Source organism: Niallia taxi (genome assembly GCF_004005475.1).
Taxonomy (GTDB): domain Bacteria; phylum Bacillota; class Bacilli; order Bacillales; family Cytobacillaceae; genus Niallia; species Niallia taxi.
Window position 1 is genome coordinate 227,539 of sequence record NZ_RZTZ01000001.1, and the last position, 24,492, is coordinate 252,030.

At 40.5% G+C, this 24,492-nt stretch carries 25 protein-coding genes; 1 reads left to right on the forward strand and 24 read right to left on the reverse strand.

Going from position 1 to position 24,492, the window contains the following annotated elements; translation table 11 throughout:
• Positions 1-45: 45 nt before the first annotated feature.
• From fabG to EM808_RS01285, 9 genes are all read right to left on the reverse strand, one after another.
• The gene (gene fabG, locus EM808_RS01245) at positions 46-789 is read right to left on the reverse strand and encodes a 3-oxoacyl-[acyl-carrier-protein] reductase (protein ID WP_127734656.1); all 744 of its coding nucleotides are present in this window, start codon (positions 787-789) and stop codon (positions 46-48) included.
• A 1-nt stretch (position 790) separates the two neighbouring features.
• Complete coding sequence (fabD, locus tag EM808_RS01250) at positions 791-1,735, reverse strand: ACP S-malonyltransferase (RefSeq protein ID WP_127734658.1); 945 nt, start codon at positions 1,733-1,735, stop codon at positions 791-793.
• Between the two features lie 39 nt (positions 1,736-1,774).
• A complete protein-coding gene (gene plsX / locus EM808_RS01255; RefSeq protein ID WP_127734660.1) occupies positions 1,775-2,761 on the reverse strand; it encodes a phosphate acyltransferase PlsX in 987 nt (328 codons plus the stop codon).
• A 15-nt stretch (positions 2,762-2,776) separates the two neighbouring features.
• The gene (gene fapR, locus EM808_RS01260; RefSeq protein WP_127734662.1) at positions 2,777-3,343 is read right to left on the reverse strand and encodes a transcription factor FapR; all 567 of its coding nucleotides are present in this window, start codon (positions 3,341-3,343) and stop codon (positions 2,777-2,779) included.
• 106 nt (positions 3,344-3,449) lie between these two features.
• Positions 3,450-5,498, reverse strand: a complete 2,049-nt coding sequence (gene recG / locus EM808_RS01265; RefSeq protein ID WP_127734664.1) for an ATP-dependent DNA helicase RecG — start codon at positions 5,496-5,498, stop codon at positions 3,450-3,452.
• Positions 5,495-6,379: an L-serine ammonia-lyase, iron-sulfur-dependent, subunit alpha gene (gene sdaAA, locus EM808_RS01270; RefSeq protein ID WP_127734666.1), complete on the reverse strand. Its 885-nt coding sequence runs from the start codon at positions 6,377-6,379 to the stop codon at positions 5,495-5,497. The genes recG and sdaAA overlap by 4 nt, the downstream gene beginning before the upstream one ends.
• 17 nt (positions 6,380-6,396) lie before the next feature.
• Complete coding sequence (gene sdaAB, locus EM808_RS01275; protein ID WP_127734668.1) at positions 6,397-7,059, reverse strand: L-serine ammonia-lyase, iron-sulfur-dependent subunit beta; 663 nt, start codon at positions 7,057-7,059, stop codon at positions 6,397-6,399.
• Between the two features lie 195 nt (positions 7,060-7,254).
• Positions 7,255-8,934 carry a DAK2 domain-containing protein gene (locus tag EM808_RS01280; RefSeq protein ID WP_127734671.1) on the reverse strand — a complete coding sequence of 560 codons (1,680 nt, stop codon included), beginning with the start codon at positions 8,932-8,934 and terminating at the stop codon, positions 7,255-7,257.
• A 15-nt stretch (positions 8,935-8,949) separates the two neighbouring features.
• Positions 8,950-9,312 carry an Asp23/Gls24 family envelope stress response protein gene (locus EM808_RS01285; RefSeq protein ID WP_127734673.1) on the reverse strand — a complete coding sequence of 121 codons (363 nt, stop codon included), beginning with the start codon at positions 9,310-9,312 and terminating at the stop codon, positions 8,950-8,952.
• Between the two features lie 437 nt (positions 9,313-9,749).
• On the opposite strand from EM808_RS01285, the gene rpmB reads away from it, so the two are divergent.
• The gene (gene rpmB / locus EM808_RS01290; RefSeq protein WP_007087786.1) at positions 9,750-9,938 is read left to right on the forward strand and encodes a 50S ribosomal protein L28; all 189 of its coding nucleotides are present in this window, start codon (positions 9,750-9,752) and stop codon (positions 9,936-9,938) included.
• A gap of 151 nt (positions 9,939-10,089) precedes the next feature.
• Here rpmB and spoVM read toward each other — a convergent pair whose 3' ends face one another.
• From spoVM to EM808_RS01365, 15 genes are all read right to left on the reverse strand, one after another.
• The gene (gene spoVM, locus EM808_RS01295) at positions 10,090-10,170 is read right to left on the reverse strand and encodes a stage V sporulation protein SpoVM (RefSeq protein ID WP_032088878.1); all 81 of its coding nucleotides are present in this window, start codon (positions 10,168-10,170) and stop codon (positions 10,090-10,092) included.
• Positions 10,171-10,272: 102 nt separating this feature from the next.
• Positions 10,273-10,920, reverse strand: coding sequence for a thiamine diphosphokinase (locus tag EM808_RS01300; protein WP_127734675.1), 648 nt, complete (start codon positions 10,918-10,920; stop codon positions 10,273-10,275).
• A gap of 72 nt (positions 10,921-10,992) precedes the next feature.
• On the reverse strand, positions 10,993-11,877 hold the full coding sequence (gene rsgA / locus EM808_RS01305; protein ID WP_127734677.1) for a ribosome small subunit-dependent GTPase A: 885 nt from the start codon (positions 11,875-11,877) through the stop codon (positions 10,993-10,995).
• A gap of 15 nt (positions 11,878-11,892) precedes the next feature.
• On the reverse strand, positions 11,893-13,893 hold the full coding sequence (gene pknB, locus EM808_RS01310) for a Stk1 family PASTA domain-containing Ser/Thr kinase (protein WP_127734679.1): 2,001 nt from the start codon (positions 13,891-13,893) through the stop codon (positions 11,893-11,895).
• Positions 13,890-14,648 carry a Stp1/IreP family PP2C-type Ser/Thr phosphatase gene (locus EM808_RS01315; protein WP_127734681.1) on the reverse strand — a complete coding sequence of 253 codons (759 nt, stop codon included), beginning with the start codon at positions 14,646-14,648 and terminating at the stop codon, positions 13,890-13,892. Before EM808_RS01315 ends, pknB begins: the two co-directional genes overlap by 4 nt.
• A 6-nt stretch (positions 14,649-14,654) precedes the next feature.
• Positions 14,655-15,746: a dual-specificity RNA methyltransferase RlmN gene (rlmN, locus tag EM808_RS01320; protein WP_127734683.1), complete on the reverse strand. Its 1,092-nt coding sequence runs from the start codon at positions 15,744-15,746 to the stop codon at positions 14,655-14,657.
• Complete coding sequence (gene rsmB, locus EM808_RS01325; protein ID WP_127734686.1) at positions 15,747-17,099, reverse strand: 16S rRNA (cytosine(967)-C(5))-methyltransferase RsmB; 1,353 nt, start codon at positions 17,097-17,099, stop codon at positions 15,747-15,749.
• A complete protein-coding gene (fmt, locus tag EM808_RS01330; protein ID WP_127734689.1) occupies positions 17,089-18,045 on the reverse strand; it encodes a methionyl-tRNA formyltransferase in 957 nt (318 codons plus the stop codon). Before fmt ends, rsmB begins: the two co-directional genes overlap by 11 nt.
• Entirely contained in the window at positions 18,045-18,527 is a 483-nt protein-coding gene (def, locus tag EM808_RS01335; RefSeq protein ID WP_127734692.1) for a peptide deformylase, read from the reverse strand. The genes fmt and def overlap by 1 nt, the downstream gene beginning before the upstream one ends.
• A gap of 91 nt (positions 18,528-18,618) precedes the next feature.
• A complete protein-coding gene (gene priA / locus EM808_RS01340) occupies positions 18,619-21,033 on the reverse strand; it encodes a primosomal protein N' (RefSeq protein ID WP_127734695.1) in 2,415 nt (804 codons plus the stop codon).
• Positions 21,030-22,235: a bifunctional phosphopantothenoylcysteine decarboxylase/phosphopantothenate--cysteine ligase CoaBC gene (gene coaBC / locus EM808_RS01345; protein ID WP_127734698.1), complete on the reverse strand. Its 1,206-nt coding sequence runs from the start codon at positions 22,233-22,235 to the stop codon at positions 21,030-21,032. The genes priA and coaBC overlap by 4 nt, the downstream gene beginning before the upstream one ends.
• A gap of 189 nt (positions 22,236-22,424) precedes the next feature.
• A complete protein-coding gene (gene rpoZ, locus EM808_RS01350) occupies positions 22,425-22,637 on the reverse strand; it encodes a DNA-directed RNA polymerase subunit omega (protein ID WP_127734701.1) in 213 nt (70 codons plus the stop codon).
• A gap of 2 nt (positions 22,638-22,639) precedes the next feature.
• Positions 22,640-23,254, reverse strand: coding sequence for a guanylate kinase (gene gmk / locus EM808_RS01355; protein ID WP_127734704.1), 615 nt, complete (start codon positions 23,252-23,254; stop codon positions 22,640-22,642).
• 9 nt (positions 23,255-23,263) lie between these two features.
• The gene (gene remA / locus EM808_RS01360; RefSeq protein WP_101576563.1) at positions 23,264-23,527 is read right to left on the reverse strand and encodes an extracellular matrix/biofilm regulator RemA; all 264 of its coding nucleotides are present in this window, start codon (positions 23,525-23,527) and stop codon (positions 23,264-23,266) included.
• A 59-nt stretch (positions 23,528-23,586) separates the two neighbouring features.
• On the reverse strand, positions 23,587-24,462 hold the full coding sequence (locus EM808_RS01365; RefSeq protein ID WP_127734707.1) for a YicC/YloC family endoribonuclease: 876 nt from the start codon (positions 24,460-24,462) through the stop codon (positions 23,587-23,589).
• Positions 24,463-24,492 lie beyond the last annotated feature (30 nt).

The following is a 24,492-nucleotide window of genomic DNA, read 5'->3' on the forward strand; positions in this document are numbered from 1 at the left end:
TAAGAGAAACCATTTTTATTTATAACGGCATATTTTTCGTTTTTATTACATGTACATGCCACCATCAATATGAATTGTTTGGCCTGTAATATAGTTGCTCTCATCAGAAGCTAAAAAGACAACAGCATTAGCAATATCATCAGGCTCCCCAAATTTTGCAAGCGGAATTTGGGTAAGCATCGCATTTTTCACATCTTCCGGTAGTTTATCTGTCATGTCAGTCGTAATGAATCCAGGAGCAACAGCATTTACCGTAATATTTCTTGCCGCAAGCTCTTTAGCAGTTGTTTTCGTTAAACCGATTACTCCTGCTTTTGCTGCTACATAGTTTGCTTGACCTGGATTACCTGTCACACCAACGATTGAAGTAATGTTGATGATTCTACCTTTTCTTTGCTTCATCATTTGTCTAGTTACTGCCTTAGTGCAATGGAACACGCCTTTTAAGTTCGTGTTGATAACATCATCCCACTCTGCTTCTTTCATGCGCATCAACAGGTTATCTCTTGTGATACCTGCATTGTTTACAAGGATATCTAGACTTCCAAAATGATCTAATGTTTCTTTAATCATATTAGCTACAGATTCACCGTTTGAAACATCACATTGAATCGCAATCGCATCTTTGCCAAGCTGTTTGATTTCCTCGACCACTTCATTTGCCAATGCAGCACTTCCTGCATAATTGACAGCTACGTTAGCTCCCTCTTTAGCAAGCTTTAAAGCAATCGCACGGCCAATTCCTCTTGAACCGCCAGTAACTAATGCTGTTTTACCATCTAATTTCATATTATTCGTCTCCTTTTAACGCTGCAGCAACACTATTGCTCGTTTCCTCATCGTATACAGAATAGATTCGCACATTACGATCAATTTTCTTCACTAAACCTGCCAATACTTTTCCAGGTCCGATTTCAATAAATGTATCAACACCTAATTCAATCATCTTTTGGACGGAATCTTCCCAAAGCACAGATGAATATAGCTGTTCAATCAATTTATTTTTGATGTCACTTGAATCTGATACTGGAGTTGCCGTCACGTTTGCAATAACAGGTATTTCTGCATCATTCATAGAAAGTTCATCTAAGACAGCTGAAAATTTATCTGCCGCTGGCTTCATAAGCTCGGAATGGAACGGACCGCTTACTTCTAACGGAATCGCTCGTTTCGCTCCAGCAGCCTTCGCTTGTTCAGAAGCAAGCTCAACGCCCTTAACAGTCCCTGAAATGACAATTTGCCCAGGGCAATTCAAGTTAGCAAGCTGAACAGAGTTTCCTTCATTCGATACAGCATTGGTAACTTCTGTGAGCTTGCTGCGCTCTAAGCCCAATACTGCTGCCATTGCACCTTGACCTTCTGGCACAGCCTCCTGCATATATTCCCCTCTTTTACGGACAGCATATACTGCATCCTCAAAAGAAAGAACATTTGCAGCAACTAAAGCAGAATATTCACCTAAGCTATGTCCTGCTACAAAATCTGCCTTAATGCCATGCTGTTTAAAATGCTCAAGCAGTGCTGTACTTGCTGAAAGCAGCGCAGGCTGTGTGTTTTTTGTTAAAGTCAACTCTTCTTTCGGACCCTCGAAAATAACGGATGACAATGAAAATCCTAATCTTTCATCAGCCTTTTGGAAAATTTCTTTAGCTGGCTCAAAATTTGCAGCAAGATCCTTGCCCATTCCAACCGTTTGGGAGCCTTGACCTGGAAATACAAAAGCTATTTTACTCATAAATCATCTTTCCTTTCCATATGAATGCCTTAAAAAGCATTAACCTTTATTTTCAATTGTTGTCTTAATCGTGCCGATCACTTCAGACTTAACGACATCTCTTGTTTGTCTGATTGCATTATAGATTGCATTACTGTCAGAGGAACCGTGCGCTTTAATGACTGGAGCATTTAAACCAAACAATGCGGCACCGCCGTACTCCGAATAATCGAGTTTGTTTTTTAGCCCTTTAAGCTGAGGCTTCATCATCCCAGCAGCAAGCTTTGTTTTTAAACTGCTAGTCATAACCTCTTTCAGCATTTTGAACATGGACAGGGCCGTTCCTTCAATCGTCTTAAGAACCATGTTGCCTGTAAATCCGTCCGTAACAACAACATCACAGACACCGTCAAGCAAGTCTCTTGCTTCCACATTCCCAATAAAGTTGACTGGAGCGTTTTTAAGCTCCTCGAAGGTTTTCTTCGTCAGCTCATTTCCTTTTTTCTCTTCTGTTCCAATATTAAGCAATCCGACTCGAGGATTTTGTATCCCAAGCGCCTTTTCCATGTATATGCTTCCCATTATGCCGTATTGCACCAAATGCTCAGGTTTGGCATCCACATTCGCACCAACATCAAGGAGCAAGAAACCAGCTCCGCTGATTGTTGGCAATGTCGGCGCCAGCGCTGGCCTTTCAATACCGTTAATTCTGCCGACAACAAAAAGTCCTGTTGCCATCAAGGCTCCTGTATTTCCTGCAGATATAAAGGCATCCGCTCTTTTTTCTTTTACTTCATTTGCACATAAGACCATGCTGGCATCTTTCTTTCTTCGCACAGCCCGTGCTGGTTCATCTGTTGCAAGGATTTGTTCTTCTGTATGTAAAACTGATATTCTCGTCTTGTCTGTCAAATAAGAATTAATTTGCTTTTCATCACCGACAAGCAGTATTTCAATATCTGGGAATGCTTGTACAGCTTTTATAGCACCTGCGACAATTTCCTTTGGTGCGTTATCTCCGCCCATTGCATCTAAGGCAATTCTCATAATAATTACTCCCAATTATTTATTTTTCGACCGGTACATTTCAAAATGTCCTTTAAATACAAGCTCTGATTGAACAAAGCTGCTCACTTCCACTGTCGTTCTGCCGCTTTTCTCCTCAATATTCATCACTTTTGCTTTCGCTATAATACGTTCACCTAATTTAACTGATGAAGTAAAGTGAATATTCGCTTTAGCTGTAAGAGCCAAATCGTCATTTATTAAGGCGACAGCCAAGGAATTCGCCTGTGCAAACAAATGGTGCCCCCGTGCAATTCCATTACGTTTGAAAACATGCTCTGGCATTATTTCCAGCATGGATATGGCAGAGCTGTCTAATTCGACATCTATTATTTCACCGATGACTTCCTCAATCGGTAAGGATTTCACTTCATCTTCTAGTGTTTTCTTCGCAACCGTTTTTATCCGCTCCCGTAACTCCGGAATGGATAATTCCAAACGATCAAGCCGAATTGTTTGTACACTGACTGAGAATTTCTCCGCCAATTCCTCATCTGTTATAAAAGGTGTTTCCTTGATTGTTTGTACTAATAATGATTGCCGTTCTTTTTTGCTTCTTCTCATCTGCAACACCGTCCGCGCTATTAAGACTAGGTACTAATAGTAGTATATAATAAATAAAAGGGAGAATGCAAGCCGTAAGTTCGCATTCTCCCTTCTCACTTATTGATTAATCCAGCTTTTCACCAGACATTACACCGGTATCGTCAAGCAATCCCCGTAAATGGCGATACTCGTCAGACTCCCAAAATGCCTTTGATTCCACAAGGACTACCGCGTCCGTTCGAGCCGTTTCCAGGATGCGATAATCATGAACCATATCGGCCATCTTAAATTCTGGCACACCACTTTGCTTTCTTCCAAAAAAGTCACCAGGACCTCTCAGCTCTAAATCCTTCTCACTCAAAACAAACCCGTCGTTCGTTTCTGTCATGATTTTCATCCGTTCTTTCCCGACCTCTGTTTTTGGATCTGCTATAAGCACACAATATGATTGGGCGTCGCCTCTGCCCACTCGTCCCCTTAGCTGGTGGAGCTGTGATAAACCGAACCTTTCTGCATCATAAATAAGCATAAACGTAGAATTCGGAACATTTACCCCAACCTCGACTACTGTCGTGCTGACAAGGATTTGCGTCGAGTTCTCACTGAACTCCTTCATAATAGCATCCTTTTCATCTGCTGGCAGTTTACCGTGCATGAGTCCAACTTTATACCGACCTTGAAAGAATGTCGCCAATGTTGCATGTACATCCATCGCGTTTTGGACATCCAATTTTTCAGATTCCTCAATCAGCGGACAAATTACATATGCTTGTCTTCCTTGCGATAGTTCTTTTTCCATAAACTGAAGAATACGTGTTAACATATCATGCTTAACCCAATATGTTTCAATTGTTTTTCGCCCTGCCGGCATTTCATCAATAATACTAACATCCATTTCCCCGAAGGCAGTAATGGCAAGGGTTCTTGGAATCGGTGTTGCTGTCATGAAAAGAACATCAGGACTTTCCCCCTTCTCTCTAAGCACTCTGCGTTGTTCAACACCGAAGCGATGCTGCTCGTCTGTTATAACTAGCCCTAGTGATTGGAACTCTACCTCATCCTGTATGAGGGCATGTGTACCGATTAAGATATGGATATTCCCTTCCTTCAGCTCACTTAACAATTCTCTTCTTCGTTTGCCTTTAACTGAGCTTGTCAACAGAGCACAACGGATACCTACTTTAGAAAACATGGCAGTAAGTGATTCTGCATGCTGCTCTGCGAGTATTTCTGTTGGCACCATCAATGCACCCTGATGTCCTGCCAGAATTGTTGCATATAGAACTATTGCCGCAACGACTGTTTTTCCTGAGCCAACATCCCCTTGTAGGAGTCTGTTCATACGGAAGGGACTTTTCATATCTTTCAGTATCTCATTGACAACCCTTTTTTGTGCGTTTGTCAGAGGAAATGGCAAGCCGTTTATGAAATCCATCAGCTTCTCAAGATGATATCCCTGCACCATTCCTTTTGAATTTTCCCTTTCATGCTTCCGAAGCGCCTGCATTTTTAATTGAAAAAGGAGGAATTCTTCGTAAACAAACCGTCTTCTCGCTAGCTTCAGCTCCTCACGGTTAGGCGGAAAATGAATGATTCCTAATGCCTCATTCCTTTTCATCAGCTTATATTTTGCCAGTAATGAATCCGGAAACACTTCCTCAAGATCCTGGCCAAATTGGGTTAGAGCTGCGGAAATGTATTTCCTTAATGCTTTAACCGTTATGCTTCCTCGTACCGTGTATACAGGCTCGAAGTCCTGGCCATTTTGATTGCTGCCAACTTGTAGATGCGTTGCCGTTATTGTTTGCCTGTGCTGATCCCATTTACCTGTTACTGTTACTAACTCACCAAGTGCAAGCTTATTTTTTAAGTAATGCTGATTGAAAAACACGGCACTGATTAGAATATTGCCAATTAGTACTTTCACCGTTAGCCTTGATTTTTTGCGCCCGTAAAAGACAAGGGAAGGTTCACTATGAACCTTCCCTTCTACTGTTACCTTCTCATCATGCTTCATATCTTCTGGGTTGCGGACACGAAAGTCCTCATAACGGTATGGGAAATATTCAAGCAAATCATATATAGTTTTAATTCGCATTTCTTCTAGCTGTTTTTTCGTCTCCGGTCCAATACCTTTCAAATGATCCAATGGAAGATTTAAATTTTTATTCACTTTCCTGCTGCAGCATTCCCAAAGATTTCTGCTTCCAGTCTCCGGCCAGTTGGTGTTGCTGCCAACCCTCCTTGCCCTGTTTCTCTTAATGCAGTCGGCATGCTTAATCCGATTCTGTACATTGCATCAATAACCTCGTCGCACGGAATACGACTAGTAATACCTGCAAGCGCCATATCTGCAGCTACCATCGCGTTTGCTGCACCCATCGCATTTCTTTTTACACACGGAACCTCAACAAGCCCCGCAACAGGGTCACATACTAGTCCAAGCATGTTTTTTAACGTGATAGCCATTGCATGGGCACTTTGCTCAGGTGTGCCGCCAGCCATTTCCACAATCGCTGCCGCTGCCATTCCTGCTGCTGAGCCTACTTCTGCTTGGCAGCCTCCTGCAGCTCCAGAGATGGAGGCATTGTTTGCAACAACAAAACCAAATGCGCCTGACGTAAACAAGAAGTTAAGCATCTGTTCTCTTGTTGGATTTAGTTTATTTTTCACCGCAAATAATGTTCCCGGCACAACTCCAGCAGAGCCTGCCGTCGGTGTGGCGCAAATCATCCCCATTGCCGCATTAACTTCATTTGTGGCAACTGCTTTGCTGACTGCGTCCAAAATCACTTCTCCTGTCAGGAAATTCCCCTTCTTAATATACGCCTGAAGAAGCACAGCGTCGCCGCCAGTCAATCCTGAATGAGACACAACTCCATTTAGCCCTCGTTCAACTGCTTGCTCCATGACAGTTAAATTAGTCTCCATCTGTGCGATGATTTGTTCCCGAGTTTTCCCTGTCACTTCTACTTCTTGTTCAATCATTATTTCGGAAATAGGCTTATTTTGACTGTTTGCCATTTCCACAAGTTCCGCTACATTTCGAAACATTGTTCTTCCCCCTAACTTTATTCAACAATTCTCGTAACCTTCTCCATTCCGTCAAGGGCTTCGATTTCTTTTAATATTTTTTCTTCTATATTCTGATCAACCTCAATTGTCATAAGCGCGAGTTTTCCTTTTTCTTTTCTGCTTACTTCCATATGACCAATATTTATTTCATATTTGGCAAGTACATTGGACACTTTCGCAATAGCACCAAAACGGTCATTATGGACAACAAGAATTGCTGGATGATGTCCTGAAAGCTTGAGCTGAAATCCGTTAAGTTCGGTGATTTCGATTTTTCCGCCGCCGATTGAGATGCCGACAAGCTCTAATTCTCCATCCTCATCACCAACGCGAACTTTAGCTGTGTTCGGGTGTTCAGGAATCGCTTCCTCCACATGGAACACTACCTTTATGCCTCTTTGCTCAGCCAATTCAAGGGATGTTTTGATTCTCTCATCAAATGTGTCAAAATCAAGGATTCCTCCGATAATAGCTACATCTGTTCCATGCCCTTTATATGTTTCAGCGAAAGATCCGTACAGATGGACATCGACCCATTTGGGCTCCCTTTCAAACAGGCTTCGTGCAACCCTTCCGATACGTGCAGCACCTGCTGTATGTGAACTCGATGGACCAATCATAACTGGCCCGATTATATCAAAAACGCTTTTATATTTCATATAAATAACTCTCCCTTAAAAACGACTCTTTCCTACAAATCCAACTAACGTAATCTATATTATAAAAAGCGTAAAAAAGCTAAATTCTTTTAATATAATAACATAGCTTATGCTTATACGCTGATATTTTCAACTTTTTTACGCGTTACCATTAAATAGAAGAAAACCACTGCCTGTGACAGTGGTTTTTTTTATTTATTCAACAGAGAAAATAAAGGAATAAAGCGGCTGTTTGCCGTCATGCACTTCTACTTCCACGTCTTCATAATTTTCTTCCACAAAGGAAACAATTGCCTCTAGCTCTTCTTCCAGTGCTTCTTCCCCTTTGATAATGGTCAATATTTCGGTATCTTCATCAATCATTTTACCGAGCAATTCTTGAGCAGATTGTACTTTTTCCTTGCTTTTAGCAACAATCTTACCATCAGCTATGCCCATGAAGTCGCCTGTTTCGATCTGGAGACCATCAATGCTTGTGTCTCTCACTGCGTATGTTATTTGTCCTGTTTTAACATGCTCCAATGCAGCAATCATGCCTTTTTTGTTTGTCTCCAAGTCACCTGATGGATTGAAGGCAAGCAATGCAGACATGCCTTGCGGAACTGTTTTAGACGGAATAACGGCAACTTCTGCATCTAATACTTGAGCAGCCTGCTCTGCAGCCATGATAATGTTTTTGTTGTTAGGCAAGATAAACACTTTTTTTGCATTTACCTTGTTAACAGCATTCACAATATCCTCTGTGCTCGGATTCATCGTTTGTCCGCCTTCGATGACACTATGCGCACCGATGCTGCGGAACATGTCAGCGATCCCACTTCCCATGGATACGGTAACGATACCGTACTCCTTTTGCTCTTCAACAGCTGGCATCGGCGCATCAAACGATTCTTTTGAGCCTTCAATCAAACTGCTGTGTTGTTCACGCATATTCTCAATTTTCATCTTGATAAGGTTTCCATAATTTTGCCCAAATGTCAGCACTTCTCCAGGTTTATTGGAGTGTATATGTATTTTTACAACCTCATCATCTGCGATTACAAGCAAGGAATCGCCATATTGACTTAAGTCTTGTCTAAACTGTTCCTCAGAAAATGGCTTGCCTCCAAGCTTATCTTCCTCAAGACGAACCATAAACTCTGTACAGTAGCCAAACTCAATATCTTCTGTATTCATAAACCCGTGAACATTTTTATGGTGCTCTGCATTTACAAGATCATTCATTGTTACTGTTTGCTGTGTTGTCTCTGGCAGCGCTTCTCCAGTCAGCACAGATAAGAAACCTTCATATACAAATACAAGCCCTTGACCGCCGCTGTCAACAACTCCCACTTCCTTCAAAACAGGAAGCAAATCCGGCGTTCTGTTTAAGGATGCTTTCGCTTCTTTTACGACATCTGCCATTACTGCAGTAATATCAGTATTATTCTCTGCTGATTGGACTGCTTTTTTTGCCGCATCTTTTGCCACAGTCAAAATCGTGCCTTCTACTGGCTTCATCACTGCTTTATATGCAGTTTCCACACCAAACTGAAGGGCATTGGCGAACTCTTGTGCAGATATGCTGTCTTTTTGCTCAATCGATTTAGAAAAACCGCGGAACAGCTGGGACAAGATTACACCAGAATTCCCTCTTGCTCCCATTAACAAACCCTTTGATAGGGAAAGCCCTACTTTTCCGATATGTGACTGAATATTATTTTGAACTTCCTTCGCACCAGATGTCATGGACAAATTCATATTTGTTCCAGTATCTCCATCCGGGACCGGGAATACATTTAACGCATCTACATAATTAGCATTAGAGGATAAATGGTTTGCTCCTTGTATTACCATTTCGGCAAATCGCTTTCCTTCTAAAACTGTAATTGACACTGAATTTCCTCCTCACTACGGGTTCGTGACACGAACTCCCTGAACGTAAATATTAACCGAGTCAACGGCAAGTCCAACTGTCTTATTGAGTGTATACTTCACTTTGGATTGAACATTGTGCGCAACCTCGGAAATTTTCGTTCCGTAACTTACAATTATATACATATCAATATGCACTTCGTCATCTACTTTTCGAACCATTACTCCGCGAGTGAAATTTTCTTTACGCAAGATATCTGTTAATCCATCTTTTATTTGATTTTTAGACGCCATCCCAACGATGCCATAACAATCAATTGCAGCTCCACCTGCGATTGTTGCAATCACTTCTGTTGAAATATCAATTTGTCCGAAATTTGTTTTTAGTTCAATGGACATGAGTGTTCCCCCTTTGGAATTGCTCCTTGACTAATCACATTTTACTATAACCTTCTACTTTTTGAAAGCTATTGTTGAAAACCTTTTATTTATTAGCCTTAATTGCTCCCCAGCTTCTGTTTTATGCAATACTGATTACTTTTTATTCTTAAATTTACACTGCTCCGTCTTCGTATTTTTTTATATTGTTTCACTAGATTCACATAATATACACGGCGGTTCACAACTGATTTTTCAAGAAAAAATTGGAAATAAAATAGGATGTCAAGGAAATTTTCTTGAAAGCTTCCATTACAGCTATTGCAATCATGAGCGTAGTGTGATAAATTATTAAAGTATCTTTGTGAGGACTATTTAGGATATTTCTCAAGATTAATACTATCTATGAATTTAAAGCTCGTTATTGATGAGTTTTGGTTATAAGGAGGGAAATATACATGCCACGTAAATGTGTTGTAACTGGAAAGAAAACAACTACAGGTAATGCTCGTTCCCATGCGATGAATGCTAACAAGCGTACTTGGGGAGCAAACCTTCAAAAGGTTCGTATTTTAGTAGACGGTAAACCTAAACGTGTTTGGGTATCTGCTAGAGCTCTTAGATCTGGTAAAGTTGAACGCGTATAATGCGAATTTTGGAAGTTTAACTTCCAAAAAATAAAAAAGGACAAATTGCTGTCCTTTTTTATTTTTGTCTAAATTTAATAAATTCGGCCAAGTTTTGTACAGACAAGCCTTGGAAGGTTGTCTGTACAAAAAAGGAACAAACCTGAAATGTCTATTCTTTTTTGAATGTTCCTAACATTGCACGGACAAGCCCGCCTAAAAACTTAGGCAATTTAATGGTATAAAATCTCATGAATACCGTCCCTCCTTCAACATTAGCAAAAAACCTCAATCTCTTTAAACTCATTACATATGCTATTCAAAAAAACCAAATGAGTACTTATTTTTTCCATCATTAATCATGACTCCTTATCACCATTAATATGCCGCTCACGAATGAAAAAGTACCATATTCCTCAATAATTTCATTGCTTATGCACAATGCACTACTGACAGGGAGATCCCTATCAATTAAAGGATATTTAAAGCCTTCTAATGTTAGACCAATAATTTTTGCTCCGTATGGAAAAAAGGAAACATACGGCATAGCTTCTTCCTTCTTCAATTTATAACTGCCGGCCTTGGCAATTGTCACCGTGTTTTTTTCATCTATAATTTCCACATCCACTTGAGGACTTTCTGTCACATATTTAAGCAACAGCTGCAGGTTTGCAAAGGTATGATCCATTCTTCCGCCTGTTGCTCCAAAAACTCTTATCTTTTTCACACCTTTACTAATCGCCCAATTGATGGCGAGCTCCATATCTGTTTCATCCTTTTCTGGTTTAAAAAGCTTTACTTCGTCTGAATAGCTGTTAATCTGTTCTCTTTCCGTATCATTCACAGAATCAAAGTCACCAAAGGAAGCCAAAATTGGAATGTTACGCTTCATTAAGTACAGTGCTCCTCTGTCGACACCTATCCATTTACTGTCTTCTTGCAGAAACTTATCTAATGGTGGAATATATGCTGTTGGCCCTGCCGCCATTATATTGAAAATCATGCTTTTGTCCTCTCCTTTTTTCTTATCAAAAAAAGAGCATTGGAATTGCTTCCAAGCTCTTTATTAACCTGATTAATATTTAGGCTTCCTGTCTTTTATCTCCTGAAGGAAATCCTTATAATGCTCATAACGGTATTCTTGTATTTCTTGCGCCTCCACCTTTGCCTTAACAGCACATTTCGGCTCAGATAGATGCAAACAGCCTCTGAATTTGCATTCCTGGCTCGCCTTCTCAATCTCAGGGAAGCAATAATTCAAATCCTCGAGTTCCATTTCGTCCTCAAACTCTAAGGAGCTAAACCCCGGCGTATCTGCCACAAGAGCGTCTCCAACTGATATAAGCTCCACATGGCGGGTTGTATGCTTACCTCTGCCCAAATGGGATGAAATTTCATCTGTTTTCAAGCTTAAATCAGGACGGATGGCATTTAAAAGTGATGACTTACCAACACCGGACTGACCAGCAAATACCGATATCTTTCCATTTAGTTCTGGGAGCAGCGTTTCAATGCCTTGCTCTGTTTCTGATGAAGTAAGGACAACCTTATAGCCAATTTGCTCATAATAATCCGCAAATTCTCTCATTCTGCTTGCCTTTTCATCATTTGTTAAATCCATCTTTGTGATACAGATAATTGGATCAATACGATTGAATTCAACTAATGTCAGAAACCTGTCTAATAATGCTGTGCTGAAATCCGGCTCTACACTGGAAAACACAAGTATTGCCTGTTCTACATTGGCAATTGGCGGTCTGATAAGCTCATTTTTGCGCTCCTTAACCTCCAAAATATAACCATCTGTTTCGTTCTCTGCCTGAAATACCACTTCGTCACCGACAAGGGGGGTGATTTTATTCTTACGGAAAACGCCCCTGCCCCGGCACTGTGTGATTTCTCCATCGCTTATCACATAATAAAAACCGCTTAATGCTTTAATGATTTTGCCTTCTGGCATAGATTATAACGCTCCTTAACCTGGATATGGCACTTCTTCATCAATGATGACACTTTGATCGCGCAGCACTCGATAATATCCTTTTTCCCCTTCTGGGATTTTCAGTGTAATTGTCTTCTTTGTTGTTTCTGTTATAGAAAGTGTCTCAATTGGCTCTGTCATATTATTTTCCAAATCACCAATATATATTTTCACTTCTTGAGCTTTCGGCTGCCCGTCTTCTGTCATTTCAGTTGGTTCAAATGGAATAGTGAGTTCTAGTGTCACTTCTTTAGGTGGCACTTCTTCCTTACCCTTTGAAAGCACAACAGAAACCTGTGCGCCAACTCGTACATTTGTACTCGCACTTGGCGACTGGGAGATAACTTTTCCTTCATCAACAGTATCACTGTATTCTTCCGTAAAGGTTACAGATAAGTCTTGTTCATCAATATAATCATTGACTTCTTTTTTTGTATAGCCAGCAAGATCCGTTAGCTTAATAAGCTGAGCACCTTTACTGATTGTAAATTCTAATTCAGCATCTTCAGGAACAACTTCATCTCCTTGGTCAAAATTCTGTTTAAGGATTGTTCCTGATGCCTGCGTTTCATCAAATTCCTCTACTTTGCTGATGTTTTTAAATCCTTGCTTTTCAAGCAGGTTCACGACATCTTCATATGCCTTGCCAACATAATCATCAAGCTCGTATTTTTCTTTCCCTAAGCTTTCATATAAAGTAATGGATGCACCTTTTTTTGCATTGTTTCCGGCTTTTGGCGCTGTACGAATGATCGTGCCTGCATCAACCTCTTCATCATTCATTGTCTTTGTTTCCCCAATTTTAAAACCTGCTGCCTCAAGCTCAGAAATTGCTTCCTCTGTTGTTGAACCAGTCACATCCGGAACAGCTACTTCATCCGGAATGTACATCGCCGGAAAAACAGTCACGGAAAGAATTGCGAGAATAACTAGGATTAAAAAGGTAGATACTAATGCAATTGTTAGCTTTTTGCCTTTCTTTTTCGGCTTTTTTTGTTTTTTGTCTTTGCCGACTTTCTCTTTAGGCTCCTCTTTAACTTGCTTTTCTTCCTTTGCTTTTGCATGCACTATTGTTTCATCAAGATTAGGGTAGGTACGGTCATCGGTTATTATTGGGATTGCCTTTGTTGCTTCATCGTCTATTGGAACATGAAATTTCGGTTCATTTAACCGTTCTGGATCCAATGATGTTCGTAAATCCTCTTCCATTTCCTCCATGCTGCTATAACGGTGAAAAGGATCCTTGGCAGTTGCTTTTAAAACAATGTTTTCAACACTTTGTGGAACATCGTCATTCCACCTTTTGACACTCGGCGTTTCAGATTGGAGATGCTTCAGGGCAATCGATACTGCCGACTCTCCTGAAAATGGCAGCCTTCCTGTCAGAAGCTCAAACATAACTATTCCAAGTGAATATATGTCCGATTTTTTATTTGCCATTCCGCCTCGCGCCTGTTCTGGCGATAAATAATGCACCGAGCCAAGAACAGAATTGGTTTGGGTGATACTTGTGGCACTTAAGGCCATCGCAATGCCAAAATCTGTGATTTTAACATGACCATGGTTATCAATTAATATATTATGGGGCTTAATGTCCCTGTGGACAATATTGTTTTGATGGGCATGAGAAATACCGGATGTCAACTGTCTCATGATATCGATGGCAGTTTCAATCTTTACAGGAGAATGTTTTTGTATGTATTGTTTTAAGGTGTCTCCTGCCACATATTCCATGACAATATAATAGATGTCTCCCTCTTCACCAACATCATAAATATTGACGATATTAGGGTGAGCCAGACTTGTCGCAGAATGTGCCTCCCTGTGGAAACGACGGATAAATTCTTCATCATTGACAAAATCAAGGCGCAGCATCTTAACCGCAACATCCCGGTCGAGAATCATATCATGGGCAAGATAAACATTGGCCATTCCCCCGCCGCCGATCATATCCATAATCTTATAGCGACCACTTATCCTTTTGCCTATCATCATTTTGCTTCACCTGCTTTATCACCGTCAAAAAATTCTAAAATTATAACTGTTATATTATCTTCGCCGCCATTCTTGTTCGCTGTTTCAATCAAATAGCTTGCTTTTCTTTCCAATGTTTCAGGTGCCTGAAGAACCTCTTCCAGTTCTCCATCTCCCACTTTATTGGATAAGCCGTCAGAACAAATAAGAATGACATCTCCTTGCTCAAATACAATTGTAATCAAGTCGATATTAAGCTGTTCCTCTGTACCAAGTGCACGCAATACAACATTTTTCCGCGGATGATGCTCTGCATCCTCTTTTGTGATTTGCCCCATTCTCACTAGTTCATTTACAAGTGAGTGGTCCTCTGTCAGTTGTTTAAAGCCGTCCTCATTATAAAGATAACAGCGACTGTCACCGACATGAGCAATCGTTGAAAAACTGTCTGTACTTATAACAGCAATAATGGTTGTTCCCATTCCTTCACATTCAGGATTTTCTTGGGCATGACGCAAAACAATCCTGTTGACCTCAAGAATATTGGATTTTAACCAGCTTTCCGCTGCATCTGCTGTCGTTATATTTTCAGCACTCTCCCAAAATTCGGCAAGTTTCTCAACAGTAAGACGGCTGGCAACATCACCGGCACGGTGGCCGCCCATACCATCTGCTACGATGGCAAGGCGCTGTCCGGCTTTATTAAAACAAATTGCTCCACTATCTTCATTATGCTGTCTGACTTTCCCTTTATCTGTCATGAAAATTTGACTCAAAAGTTATCACCTCGTCTCTTCTTGTCTCTCCTTCGCGCGAAGCTGGCCGCATGCAGCATCAATGTCAGAACCTTGTTCTCTGCGGATCGTTACATTGACACCGCGGTCTTTTAATGTTTTTTCAAATAAGAAGATTTGATCTCTAGGTGTACGTACATAATCGCGTTCTGGAACATAGTTAACAGGTATTAGGTTTACGTGGCATTTAACCCCTTTTACAAGTTTAGCCAATTCTTCCGCATGTTCTACCTGATCATTGACATTTCCGAATAAACCATATTCAAAACTTACTCTTCGTCCTGTTTTGTTGATGTAATAGCGAATAGCATCCATCAGTTCAGGAAGTTTATATGCACGGTTAATTGGCATTAGTCTGCTTCTTATCTCTGTGTTTGGTGCATGTAGAGATACGGCAAAGTTAATTTGCATGTTTTGGTCTGCAAATTCGTAAATTTTAGGAATAATACCGCTCGTTGAAACCGTAATATGTCTAGCTCCAATGTTAAGCGCCTTATCATGATTAATAATTTTCAAGAAGCTAAGCATGCTGTTGAAATTATCAAATGGCTCACCAATTCCCATAATTACAACAGAGCTTACACGCTCATCCAATTTATCAAGTGCTTGTTGTACTTTTACGACCTGTGCCACAATTTCTCCTGCTTCTAAGTTTCTTTTTAGTCCACCTAGGGTAGAAGCACAGAAAGTACAGCCGATACGGCAGCCAACTTGTGTCGTTACACATACAGAATTGCCATAATCATGTCTCATTAAAACAGTTTCAATCGAATATCCATCATGAAGTTCAAAAAGGAACTTAATTGTTCCATCATTTGATGTTTGTTCGATGATCGTTTTTAATGTTGTAATTGTGAAATTTTCTTCCAAAAGCGTGCGGAGATTTTTAGACAAATTGGACATATCCTCAAAGGATGTTACCCTTTTTTTGTAAAGCCACTCAAAAATCTGTTCTCCTCTAAACGCTTTTTCATTGTTATCTTTTAACCAATCTTTTAACTCATCCAATTGCAAAGAGTAGATTGATGGGATTGTTGGTTCTGCTTCTTGTTTTCTTCTAGTTGATTTAACTTGTTCCATTTATTGCACCTTCTTTCTTAATGCCGCAATATAAAAGCCGTCAGAGCCAAAATATTGTGGTAACACCTGAAGCTCATGCCCGTTTGCATACTTTTGAACAGACGCAGGCAATCGCTCCACTAAAGTTGTATCTTTTTCAAACTGATCATTAGAATTCAAAAATTGTTCTATTACTGCTTCATTTTCCTTTACATCAACCGTACATGTGCTGTAAACGAACGTTCCGCCTTTTTTCAGCAACGGAGATAATGATTCAAGAAGCTGCAGCTGTATTGTATGAAGACGACTGACATCCTCTTCCTTCTTCGCATACTTAATATCAGGCTTCCTTCTCATAACCCCGAACCCAGAGCAAGGAGCATCAAGCAGGATTCGATCGAAGGATTCACGCTCTAACACTTCCGGAAGACGGCGACTATCCATCGCTTTTGTATTGATATTATCAAGCTGTAGCCTTTTCGCATTTTGCTGGATAAGCTTCACTTTATGCTCATGCAAATCAACGGATAACACATTACCACCGTTATTTAATTTTTCAGCGATATGCGTTGATTTCCCCCCTGGTGCAGCACATGCATCCAAGACAGTTTCATTACCGTCCACATGCAGGGCATATGCAACAATCATCGAGCTCTCATCTTGTATTGTCAATAAGCCTTCTTTGAAAGAATCAGAATTAGCAAGATTTCCTTTTAAGCCCTGAATGCCTTCTGGAATAATATCACTTGCTGCAACCTGGTAACCTTCCTGCTCTAATCTTTGTAAACAATCTGCAACAGTAGTTCTTGTTGTATTGACCCTCGCTGTTTGTACTGGAGCGGTTAAATTGATTTCACACATTTTTTTTGTTTCATCAAAACCAAGCTGGTCAATCCAGCGCTTCACAAGCCATAGTGGATGGCTCATTTCAACGGACAGTCTTTCTGCTGGATCTTTAATACTTTCAAATGAAGGCAGTTTATTCCGCTGAATGTTGCGTAATACACCATTAACAAGGCTGGCTATCCCTTTATGGCCGCGCCTTTTAGCAATTTCAACAGCCTCATTGATAGCAGCATGGTCTGGAATCCGATCTAAAAAAACGAGTTGATAAAGTGTCATTTGCAACAGTGAAATGACCCAGCTTTCGATTTTTTTCCTATTAGTCAGGAAACCATCTAAATAAAAGTCCAATGTCATTTTTCGCTGCAGTGTGCCATAAACGATTTCTGTCAGAAGGCCGATATCCTTCTTGGGAATTTCATTTTTCTTAATGCTGCTGTTTAACAGCAGATTACTGTATGCCTGGTTGCTGTTAATGCTCTCTAAAATTTCAAGCGCTGCTTCCCGGACGTTTTGCTTCTTAGTTTTCATTCGCAACTCCTAATATATCATTAACAGCCATTTTTGAGCCTGCTCCCCTAAGGAAAACATCAGCTGTCATTTTTTTCTTACCTGCAGGCTGAAGCTCGGTAATTTTAATGAATGAACCACTGCCCGTTGCAACAACTGGGCCGTCCTCCTCCACGCTAATTATTGTACCTGGAGCTGCTTCAGCTTGTCTGTTCACCTTTAAAGCTTTCCATACTTTCATCGGCTTGCTTTCGTATTCTGTAAAGGCTACTGGCCATGGATTCATCCCGCGAATTTGGTTATAAATTTGCTCACCTGATGCCGACCAGTCAATTTTTTCGTCTGATCTTTTTATATTCGGTGCAAAAGTAGCCTCCTCATCAACCTGAGAGATTGGTGTTAACTCACCTGCAATCAGCTTTGGCAATGTTTGCGATAGAAGCTCACTACCTACTTCGCTCAATTTATCATGCAATGTACCAACAGTATCCTCTTCCTCTATTACTACCTCAGCAACTGTCAGAATGTCTCCTGCATCAAGCTTTTCCGCCATATACATGATTGTGATGCCTGTTTTTTCTTTTCCTTGAATGATGCTGTAATGAATTGGTGCACCGCCTCTTAGTTCAGGCAACAGAGAGGCATGAACATTTATACAGCCAAGCCTTGGTGCATCTAGAAGCTCCTTTGGCAGGATTTGACCGAATGCAGCTGTTACGATTAAATCTGGCTGCAAAGCAATAATTTGCCCCAATTCCTCTGATTGGCGTATTTTCTCTGGCTGATACACTGGAATACCGTGCTTTAATGCTTCTACTTTAACAGGTGGAGGTGTGAGCACCTTTTTTCTGCCGACAGGGCGGTCTGGCTGTGTCACAACGGCAATAACCTCATAGCCATCCTCTAATATTCGCTGCAAGACTGGAACAGAAAAATCAGGCGTACCCATAAATACTATTTTCGTCATTAGCTCTCCACCTCTTCAAGTTCGTCTTCTTCTAAATAACGAGTTACTTTTGATGTAAACAAAACCCCGTCCAAATGATCCATCTCGTGAAGGATTGCTCTTGCCATAAAATCCTCTGCTTCGATTGTAAACATTTTTCCTCTGCGGTTTTGTGCTTGGACTTTAACTTTATATGGTCTGCTTACTTCCCCGAAAAGTCCTGGAAAACTCAAGCAGCCTTCTGGGCCTGTCTGCTCTCCCGCATTCGATAATAAAACAGGATTAATAAGCTCAATTGTTCCAGATCCATCATCAATATCAACAACCGCAATACGTTTGCTAATACCGATTTGTGGTGCTGCAAGCCCAACCCCGTCAAATTCTATCATTGTCTCATACATATCATCTAATAATTTTGCTAATTTCTTGTCAAAAACTGTCACTTCTTCGCATGGTTGTTCTAAAACCGGATCTGGCGACAGTACTATTTTTCTTACAGACACTGCATTTCCTCCAAACATTGTTAACAATAACTAGTAAATATTATTTATATAAACTTCCTCTTTAAAGAAGGTTTTTAAGGTGTAACGCAAGCTACATTAGTATATAAGGATTAACATCTATCGAAATTTGTAAACCATTTGAACTAATTTCACCTTGATAATGGTCTAAAATTGACTTTAATACTTCTTTTAAGTTTGGTTCCTGTTTGTATTTTATCAGACACTGGTACCGATATCTATTTTTTATTCTGGAAATAGGGGAAGCAACTGGTCCTAAAACCACCGTTTTTGGAGAAAGCTTATGCCTTACAACCTTTGTGATTTGCTCTGTGACAGCAACTGTCTTCATCAGCTCCTCGTGGCTGACGGTTATGAGAGTTATATAATAGTAAGGAGGATAGGAGTGGTTTCTTCTTATCATCATCTCACTTTGATAAAAACGGTCGTAATCCTGCTGACTTGCTAATTCAATGCTGTAATGCTCTGGCGTGTAGGTCTGAAAAATTACCTCTCCAGCCAATTCATGCCTGCCAGCCCGTCCGCTAACTTGTGTTAACAGCTGGAATGTTTTTTCAGATGACCGAAAATCCGGCAAATGAAGCATTGTATCTGCTGAAAGCACACCAACTAGCGTGATTCTAGGGAAGTCCAACCCTTTTGCAATCATTTGTGTGCCTAGCAATATGTCGGCGTTTCCGTCTTGAAACTCTTTAAGCAGCTTTTCGTGTGAGCCCTTGCGGCTAGTCGTATCGACATCCATGCGAATAACTTTTGCTTCAGGAATGACTTTAGTAAGCTCTTCCTCCACCTTTTGCGTTCCTGTACCGAAATAGCGGATATGCTCACTATTGCATTCTGGACACTGAAGCGGTGTCTGGTCTTCATATCCGCAATAATGGCATTTCATTTGATTCGAATAACGATGGTATGTCAGGCTAATGTCACAATGAGGACATTTTACCACATAACCACAATCACGACACATGACAAAAGAAGAATGTCCGCGTTTATTCAAGAATAACACCGTTTGCTCTTGCTTCTCCATACGATCCTTCAGTTTCTCTAGGAGGACTCTTGAGAACATGGAGCGATTTCCTTCTTTTAGCTCTTCCCTCATATCCACAATTTCCACTTCAGGCAATGGTCTGTTATTCATTCTGCTTGGAAGGGACAATAATGTATAAACTCCCTTTTGTGCCCTTGCAAAGCTTTCAAGGGCAGGTGTTGCACTTCCAAGGACAACCGGACAATTGTGGATCTTTCCTCTTTCAATTGCCGCATCTCTTGCATGATATCTTGGATTTTCTTCTTGTTTATATGTCATCTCATGCTCTTCATCAATAATGATGATTCCAAGGTTTTCAAATGGAGCAAATATAGCAGATCTGGCACCAACTACTACCTTCACTTCTTTACGTTGAATTTTTCTCCATTCGTCATACTTTTCCCCAACAGATAAACCACTGTGCAGGACAGCTACTTGATCTCCAAAGCGGCCTTTAAACCTGTTTACCATTTGAGGAGTTAACGCGATTTCCGGAACTAAGACAATTGCTTCTTCCCCTTTTTCCAGCACGTTTTGGATGGACTGCAGATACACCTCTGTTTTACCACTGCCTGTTACGCCATATAGTAGAAAAACTTCGTGCTTATCATTACTAATGGATGCATGAATGGGAGCAATTGCGGTAGACTGTTCCCCTGTCAATGGCAGCGGTTCTGTTTTGGCAAACTGTCTCTGTTCATATGGATCACGGTATATCTCAAGATTTTTTTCCGCAAGAACCTGCCGTTCTACAAGCCCCTTAACGGCAGAGCTTGAAATATTCAATCTTTCAAGCAATTGCCTTTGTTCAATCGGTTCCCTGTTATGGATAAAAAACTCAATCACTTGTTTTTGCTTACTCGCTTGTTTTGCCAATGACTCCGCATAGATCAGCATTTCCTCTGCACTCATAAGTGGGATAATATGCTTGGTTGTTTTCTTTTTTCCTTTTGATTGAACTTCATAATGAACCTCTGCAATACCCTCTTTCACCAGCTTTTGAATGGCATGGATGGAAGCAAACTTAACCGCCTCTTCCCAAAGTACAGATGGCTCACTAGCAAAGAGCTGCTCCAGTCCATCTGGCAGCATGAAATTAGCATTCTCGCTAACAAGTTTAAGCTTTCTTTCATATTTCGCCTTTAATGCAGGCGGCAGCATTGCTTGATAGGCGGAGATTTTATAGCATAATGTCGTTTTGGAAAGCCAATCTCCAAGTAATAGCAGCTCTTCATTTAATACTGGTACAACATCCATCGGTTCAATGACTTTTTTTAATGATTTAAAAGAAGACGTTTCCTCGACAGATTCTACAAAGCCCTGCACCTTCCGCGGTCCAAATGGGACAATAACGCGCATACCCGGTTGAATGACTTCCTCTAAATGCTCTGGTATCAAGTAGTCGAATGGCCTGTCAGTTTGCTTTGCAGGTACGTCCACAATTACCTTTGCAATACTCATACCTGATCTTCCTTCAATAAATAAGCCTGCTCAAGAATTTTTTCTGCAACTTCATCCTTCGTCAGAAGAGGCAGCTCTACTTTTTCGCCATCACGTTTAAAGATTGTCACAATATTTGTATCTGTGCCAAATCCAGCTCCAGCAGCACTGATATTGTTAGCGACAATCATATCGGCATTTTTACGTTTTAGCTTGTCTTGCGCATACTTATCAATATCTTTAGTTTCAGCGGCAAAACCAACCAGGATTTGCTTTGTCTTTTGCTTGCCTAATTCCATCAGAATATCTTTTGTTCGAGTAAATGTAATTGTTTCGGCTCCATCCCTTTTTTTCACTTTATGCTCATGTGTCAAGACTGGCTTGTAGTCGCTGACAGCTGCTGTTTTTACAATAATATCGGCAGCACTGCTGTATTCCATTACCTTTTCATACATTTGCTCAGCACTTTCCACACGGAATACTTCCGCCTCTTTCGGTGGCGTCAAATGGGTAGGTCCTGTAACAAGAATAACTCTCGCTCCCATTTTGGCTGCTTGCTTTGCAACACTATATCCCATTTTCCCTGTAGAATGATTGGATACAAAGCGGACAGGATCTATCTTCTCCCTTGTCGGTCCTGCTGTCACTAATACTGTTTTCCCTTCGAGCAGCTTCTTTTCTCCTTTGAAATGAGCTTCCATATGCTCGATGATTTTTTCAGGCTCCTCTAATCTGCCTTTCCCAATATAGCCGCATGCTAAATAGCCTTCTCCCGGATTAATGAAGCGGTACCCGTAATCATACAGCACCGATATGTTTTTTTGAACAGCTGGGTGGTCATACATATGCACATTCATGGCTGGAGCAATCCAGACATCAGAGGTTGCCGCAAGCAAAGTAGTTGAAATCATATTATCAGCGATACCGTTCGCCAATTTCCCAATAATATTGGCTGTTGCCGGTCCAACCAAAATTAAATCAGCCCAGTCTGCAAGGTCAATATGTGCGATTACTTTTGGATCCTTTTCATCGAAAGTATCTGTATATACCTCGTTCTTCGACAGCGCCTTAAATGTGAGCGGAGACACAAATTGCATAGCCGATTCAGACATAATAACTTTAACATCAGCGCCTTTTTGGGTCAGCTTGCTAGTTAATGCACACATCTTATAAACAGCAATTCCACCTGTCACACATAAAAGAATCTTTTTCCCTTCTAACAATTTGCATCCACTTCTTTCTCTCTTTAGTACTCTTATTATGCAAGAAAATAAAAGATTTTTCACCTTGAGAAACTTAAGTTTATTAAAGCCTATTCACTCCATGAAAAAAGACCGATCTGATGAGATCCAGTCTTTTCTCTTGTAAATATTCACTCTTGTATGTGAACCAATTAAGCCTTCAAGTAAATATTACTCTTTATCCGCTGGATCGTTTACACGGTATGTCAGCTGATCTTGATTGATTTCCTCTAGTGCTTTTCCTACGTTTTTATGGGAAATATATTTATCCAATTGAAGCTTTTCATTTAACTGAAGCTTTCTTGCTCTTTTTGCCGCAACAGACACTAAAGAATATTTGGAATCAATTTTAGTCAACAATGAATCAATAGATGGATTTAACATGTTTATTTAGCCTCCAGCATTTTTTTATATTTTGGCTCTACTCTTTCTCTTCTGCAATGCTCTGCAACAATGATTGCTTTGATTTTTTCGCATGCATTTTCAACCGTATCGTTTTCGACAACATAGTCATATAAATGCATCATTTCAATTTCTTCTCTTGCCACATTCATACGATTATTGATGATTTCTTCCGTTTCTGTGCCTCTTGTCACAATGCGATTTTTCAATTCAGACAAGCTTGGCGGGCTTAAGAATATAAACAGGCCATCAGGGAATTTTTCCCTTACTTGCCTAGCGCCTTCCACTTCTATTTCTAAGAAAACATCTTTTCCATTATTTGTAGTTTCTCTCACATAATCGACTGGCGTACCATAATAGTTGCCAACAAATTCTGCGTATTCCAGCAGTTTCCCCTGCTCAATTAATCCTTCAAATTCTTCTCTTGTCTTGAAGAAATAATCAGTACCATCTACTTCACCAGTACGGGGAAGTCTTGTTGTCATGGAAATAGAATATTCAAAAGAAGTATTCTCTTGAGAAAATATCTCCTTACGGACCGTTCCTTTACCTACACCAGAAGGTCCTGACAAAACAATTAAAAGTCCTTTATCTACCAAAACTTTCTCCTACCCTTCATCCAAAATTTCATCACGGTCATTTAATCGATGTGCAACCGTTTCAGGCTGAACAGCTGAAAGGATAACATGATCGCTATCCATTACAATTACAGCCCTTGTTCTCCGACCATAAGTTGCATCAATAAGTGAGCCTCGATCTCTAGCATCTTGAATAATGCGTTTAATTGGAGCTGATTCAGGACTGACAATCGAAATGATCCGGTTTGCAGAAACAATATTACCGAAACCAATATTAATTAGCTTGATGGACATTACTCTACCCCAATCATATTGTATTATTTTTGACGAGTTAGACTTAATCTAAACATTCCTTATTCAATGTTTTGAACTTGCTCCTTCATTTTTTCCAAGGAGCTTTTCAGGTCGACTACGGCCGAAGCTATATCTGCTGCATTGCCTTTTGAACCAATGGTATTTACTTCCCTGTTCATCTCCTGCAAAAGAAAATCAAGTCTTCTGCCAACAGGTTCAGATTCTTCTATTATAGAAGCAAATTGGTGGATATGGCTATACAAGCGCACCAATTCTTCATTAATATCGGCTTTTTCGGCGAATATCGCCACCTCTGTCAACAACCTGCTTTCATCAACGAGTCCTGAAGTGTAGCTATCGAGCTTCGCTTTCAATCTTTCTCGATAAGACTCAGCCACCTTTGGAGCAAGACGTTTTAACTTGTCTGTAACTTGATGAACGCTCTGCAGGAGTGCAAGGATATTTGTCTTTAATTCCCGTCCCTCTGCTTCTCTCATAGCTGCAAGCTGGATTGCTGCTTCCTTAACAGCTCCTAGAAGCATCGGCTCCAATTCTTCCACATTCACAGGATCATCCAGTAGTTGAAAGCAATCTTTGTTTTGCAATAGCTCACTTACCGATACCGGTTCCTTAATGATGAACCTCGCTCTCATTTCCTCAAGCACCCGATAATACTCATCAAGCAATTGCCAGTCAACCACCATCTTTTGATTTTTGGCTTTTTCGCCATCAACCGTAATGAACACCTCTGCCCTGCCTCTATGTATATATTGCGAGATTAACTTTTTCACTGCATCTTCCAGTGTCAAATATTGCTTAGGCATTCGAACAATTTGTTCACAAAACCGATGATTGACTGTCTTCATTTCAGCGCTAATGGAAATACCATTACCCTTTCGTGAACCTGCCCCATAGCCTGTCATGCTTTTCACCATATATTAACACATCCAATTTAATTGGCAATT

Coding starts and splice junctions, on each gene's coding strand:
- fabG (WP_127734656.1), bottom strand. CDS start 789: ATGAAATTAGATGGTAAAACAGCATTAGTTACTGGCGGTTCAAGAGGA.
- fabD (WP_127734658.1), bottom strand. CDS start 1,735: ATGAGTAAAATAGCTTTTGTATTTCCAGGTCAAGGCTCCCAAACGGTT.
- plsX (WP_127734660.1), bottom strand. CDS start 2,761: ATGAGAATTGCCTTAGATGCAATGGGCGGAGATAACGCACCAAAGGAA.
- fapR (WP_127734662.1), bottom strand. CDS start 3,343: ATGAGAAGAAGCAAAAAAGAACGGCAATCATTATTAGTACAAACAATC.
- sdaAA (WP_127734666.1), bottom strand. CDS start 6,379: ATGTTTCGAAATGTAGCGGAACTTGTGGAAATGGCAAACAGTCAAAAT.
- sdaAB (WP_127734668.1), bottom strand. CDS start 7,059: ATGAAATATAAAAGCGTTTTTGATATAATCGGGCCAGTTATGATTGGT.
- EM808_RS01285 (WP_127734673.1), bottom strand. CDS start 9,312: ATGTCCATTGAACTAAAAACAAATTTCGGACAAATTGATATTTCAACA.
- rpmB (WP_007087786.1), top strand. CDS start 9,750: ATGCCACGTAAATGTGTTGTAACTGGAAAGAAAACAACTACAGGTAAT.
- spoVM (WP_032088878.1), bottom strand. CDS start 10,170: ATGAGATTTTATACCATTAAATTGCCTAAGTTTTTAGGCGGGCTTGTC.
- EM808_RS01300 (WP_127734675.1), bottom strand. CDS start 10,920: ATGATTTTCAATATAATGGCGGCAGGGCCAACAGCATATATTCCACCA.
- rsgA (WP_127734677.1), bottom strand. CDS start 11,877: ATGCCAGAAGGCAAAATCATTAAAGCATTAAGCGGTTTTTATTATGTG.
- pknB (WP_127734679.1), bottom strand. CDS start 13,893: ATGATGATAGGCAAAAGGATAAGTGGTCGCTATAAGATTATGGATATG.
- rlmN (WP_127734683.1), bottom strand. CDS start 15,746: ATGGAACAAGTTAAATCAACTAGAAGAAAACAAGAAGCAGAACCAACA.
- rsmB (WP_127734686.1), bottom strand. CDS start 17,099: ATGAAAACTAAGAAGCAAAACGTCCGGGAAGCAGCGCTTGAAATTTTA.
- fmt (WP_127734689.1), bottom strand. CDS start 18,045: ATGACGAAAATAGTATTTATGGGTACGCCTGATTTTTCTGTTCCAGTC.
- priA (WP_127734695.1), bottom strand. CDS start 21,033: ATGAGTATTGCAAAGGTAATTGTGGACGTACCTGCAAAGCAAACTGAC.
- rpoZ (WP_127734701.1), bottom strand. CDS start 22,637: ATGTTAAATCCATCTATTGATTCATTGTTGACTAAAATTGATTCCAAA.
- remA (WP_101576563.1), bottom strand. CDS start 23,527: ATGTCCATCAAGCTAATTAATATTGGTTTCGGTAATATTGTTTCTGCA.
- EM808_RS01365 (WP_127734707.1), bottom strand. CDS start 24,462: ATGGTGAAAAGCATGACAGGCTATGGGGCAGGTTCACGAAAGGGTAAT.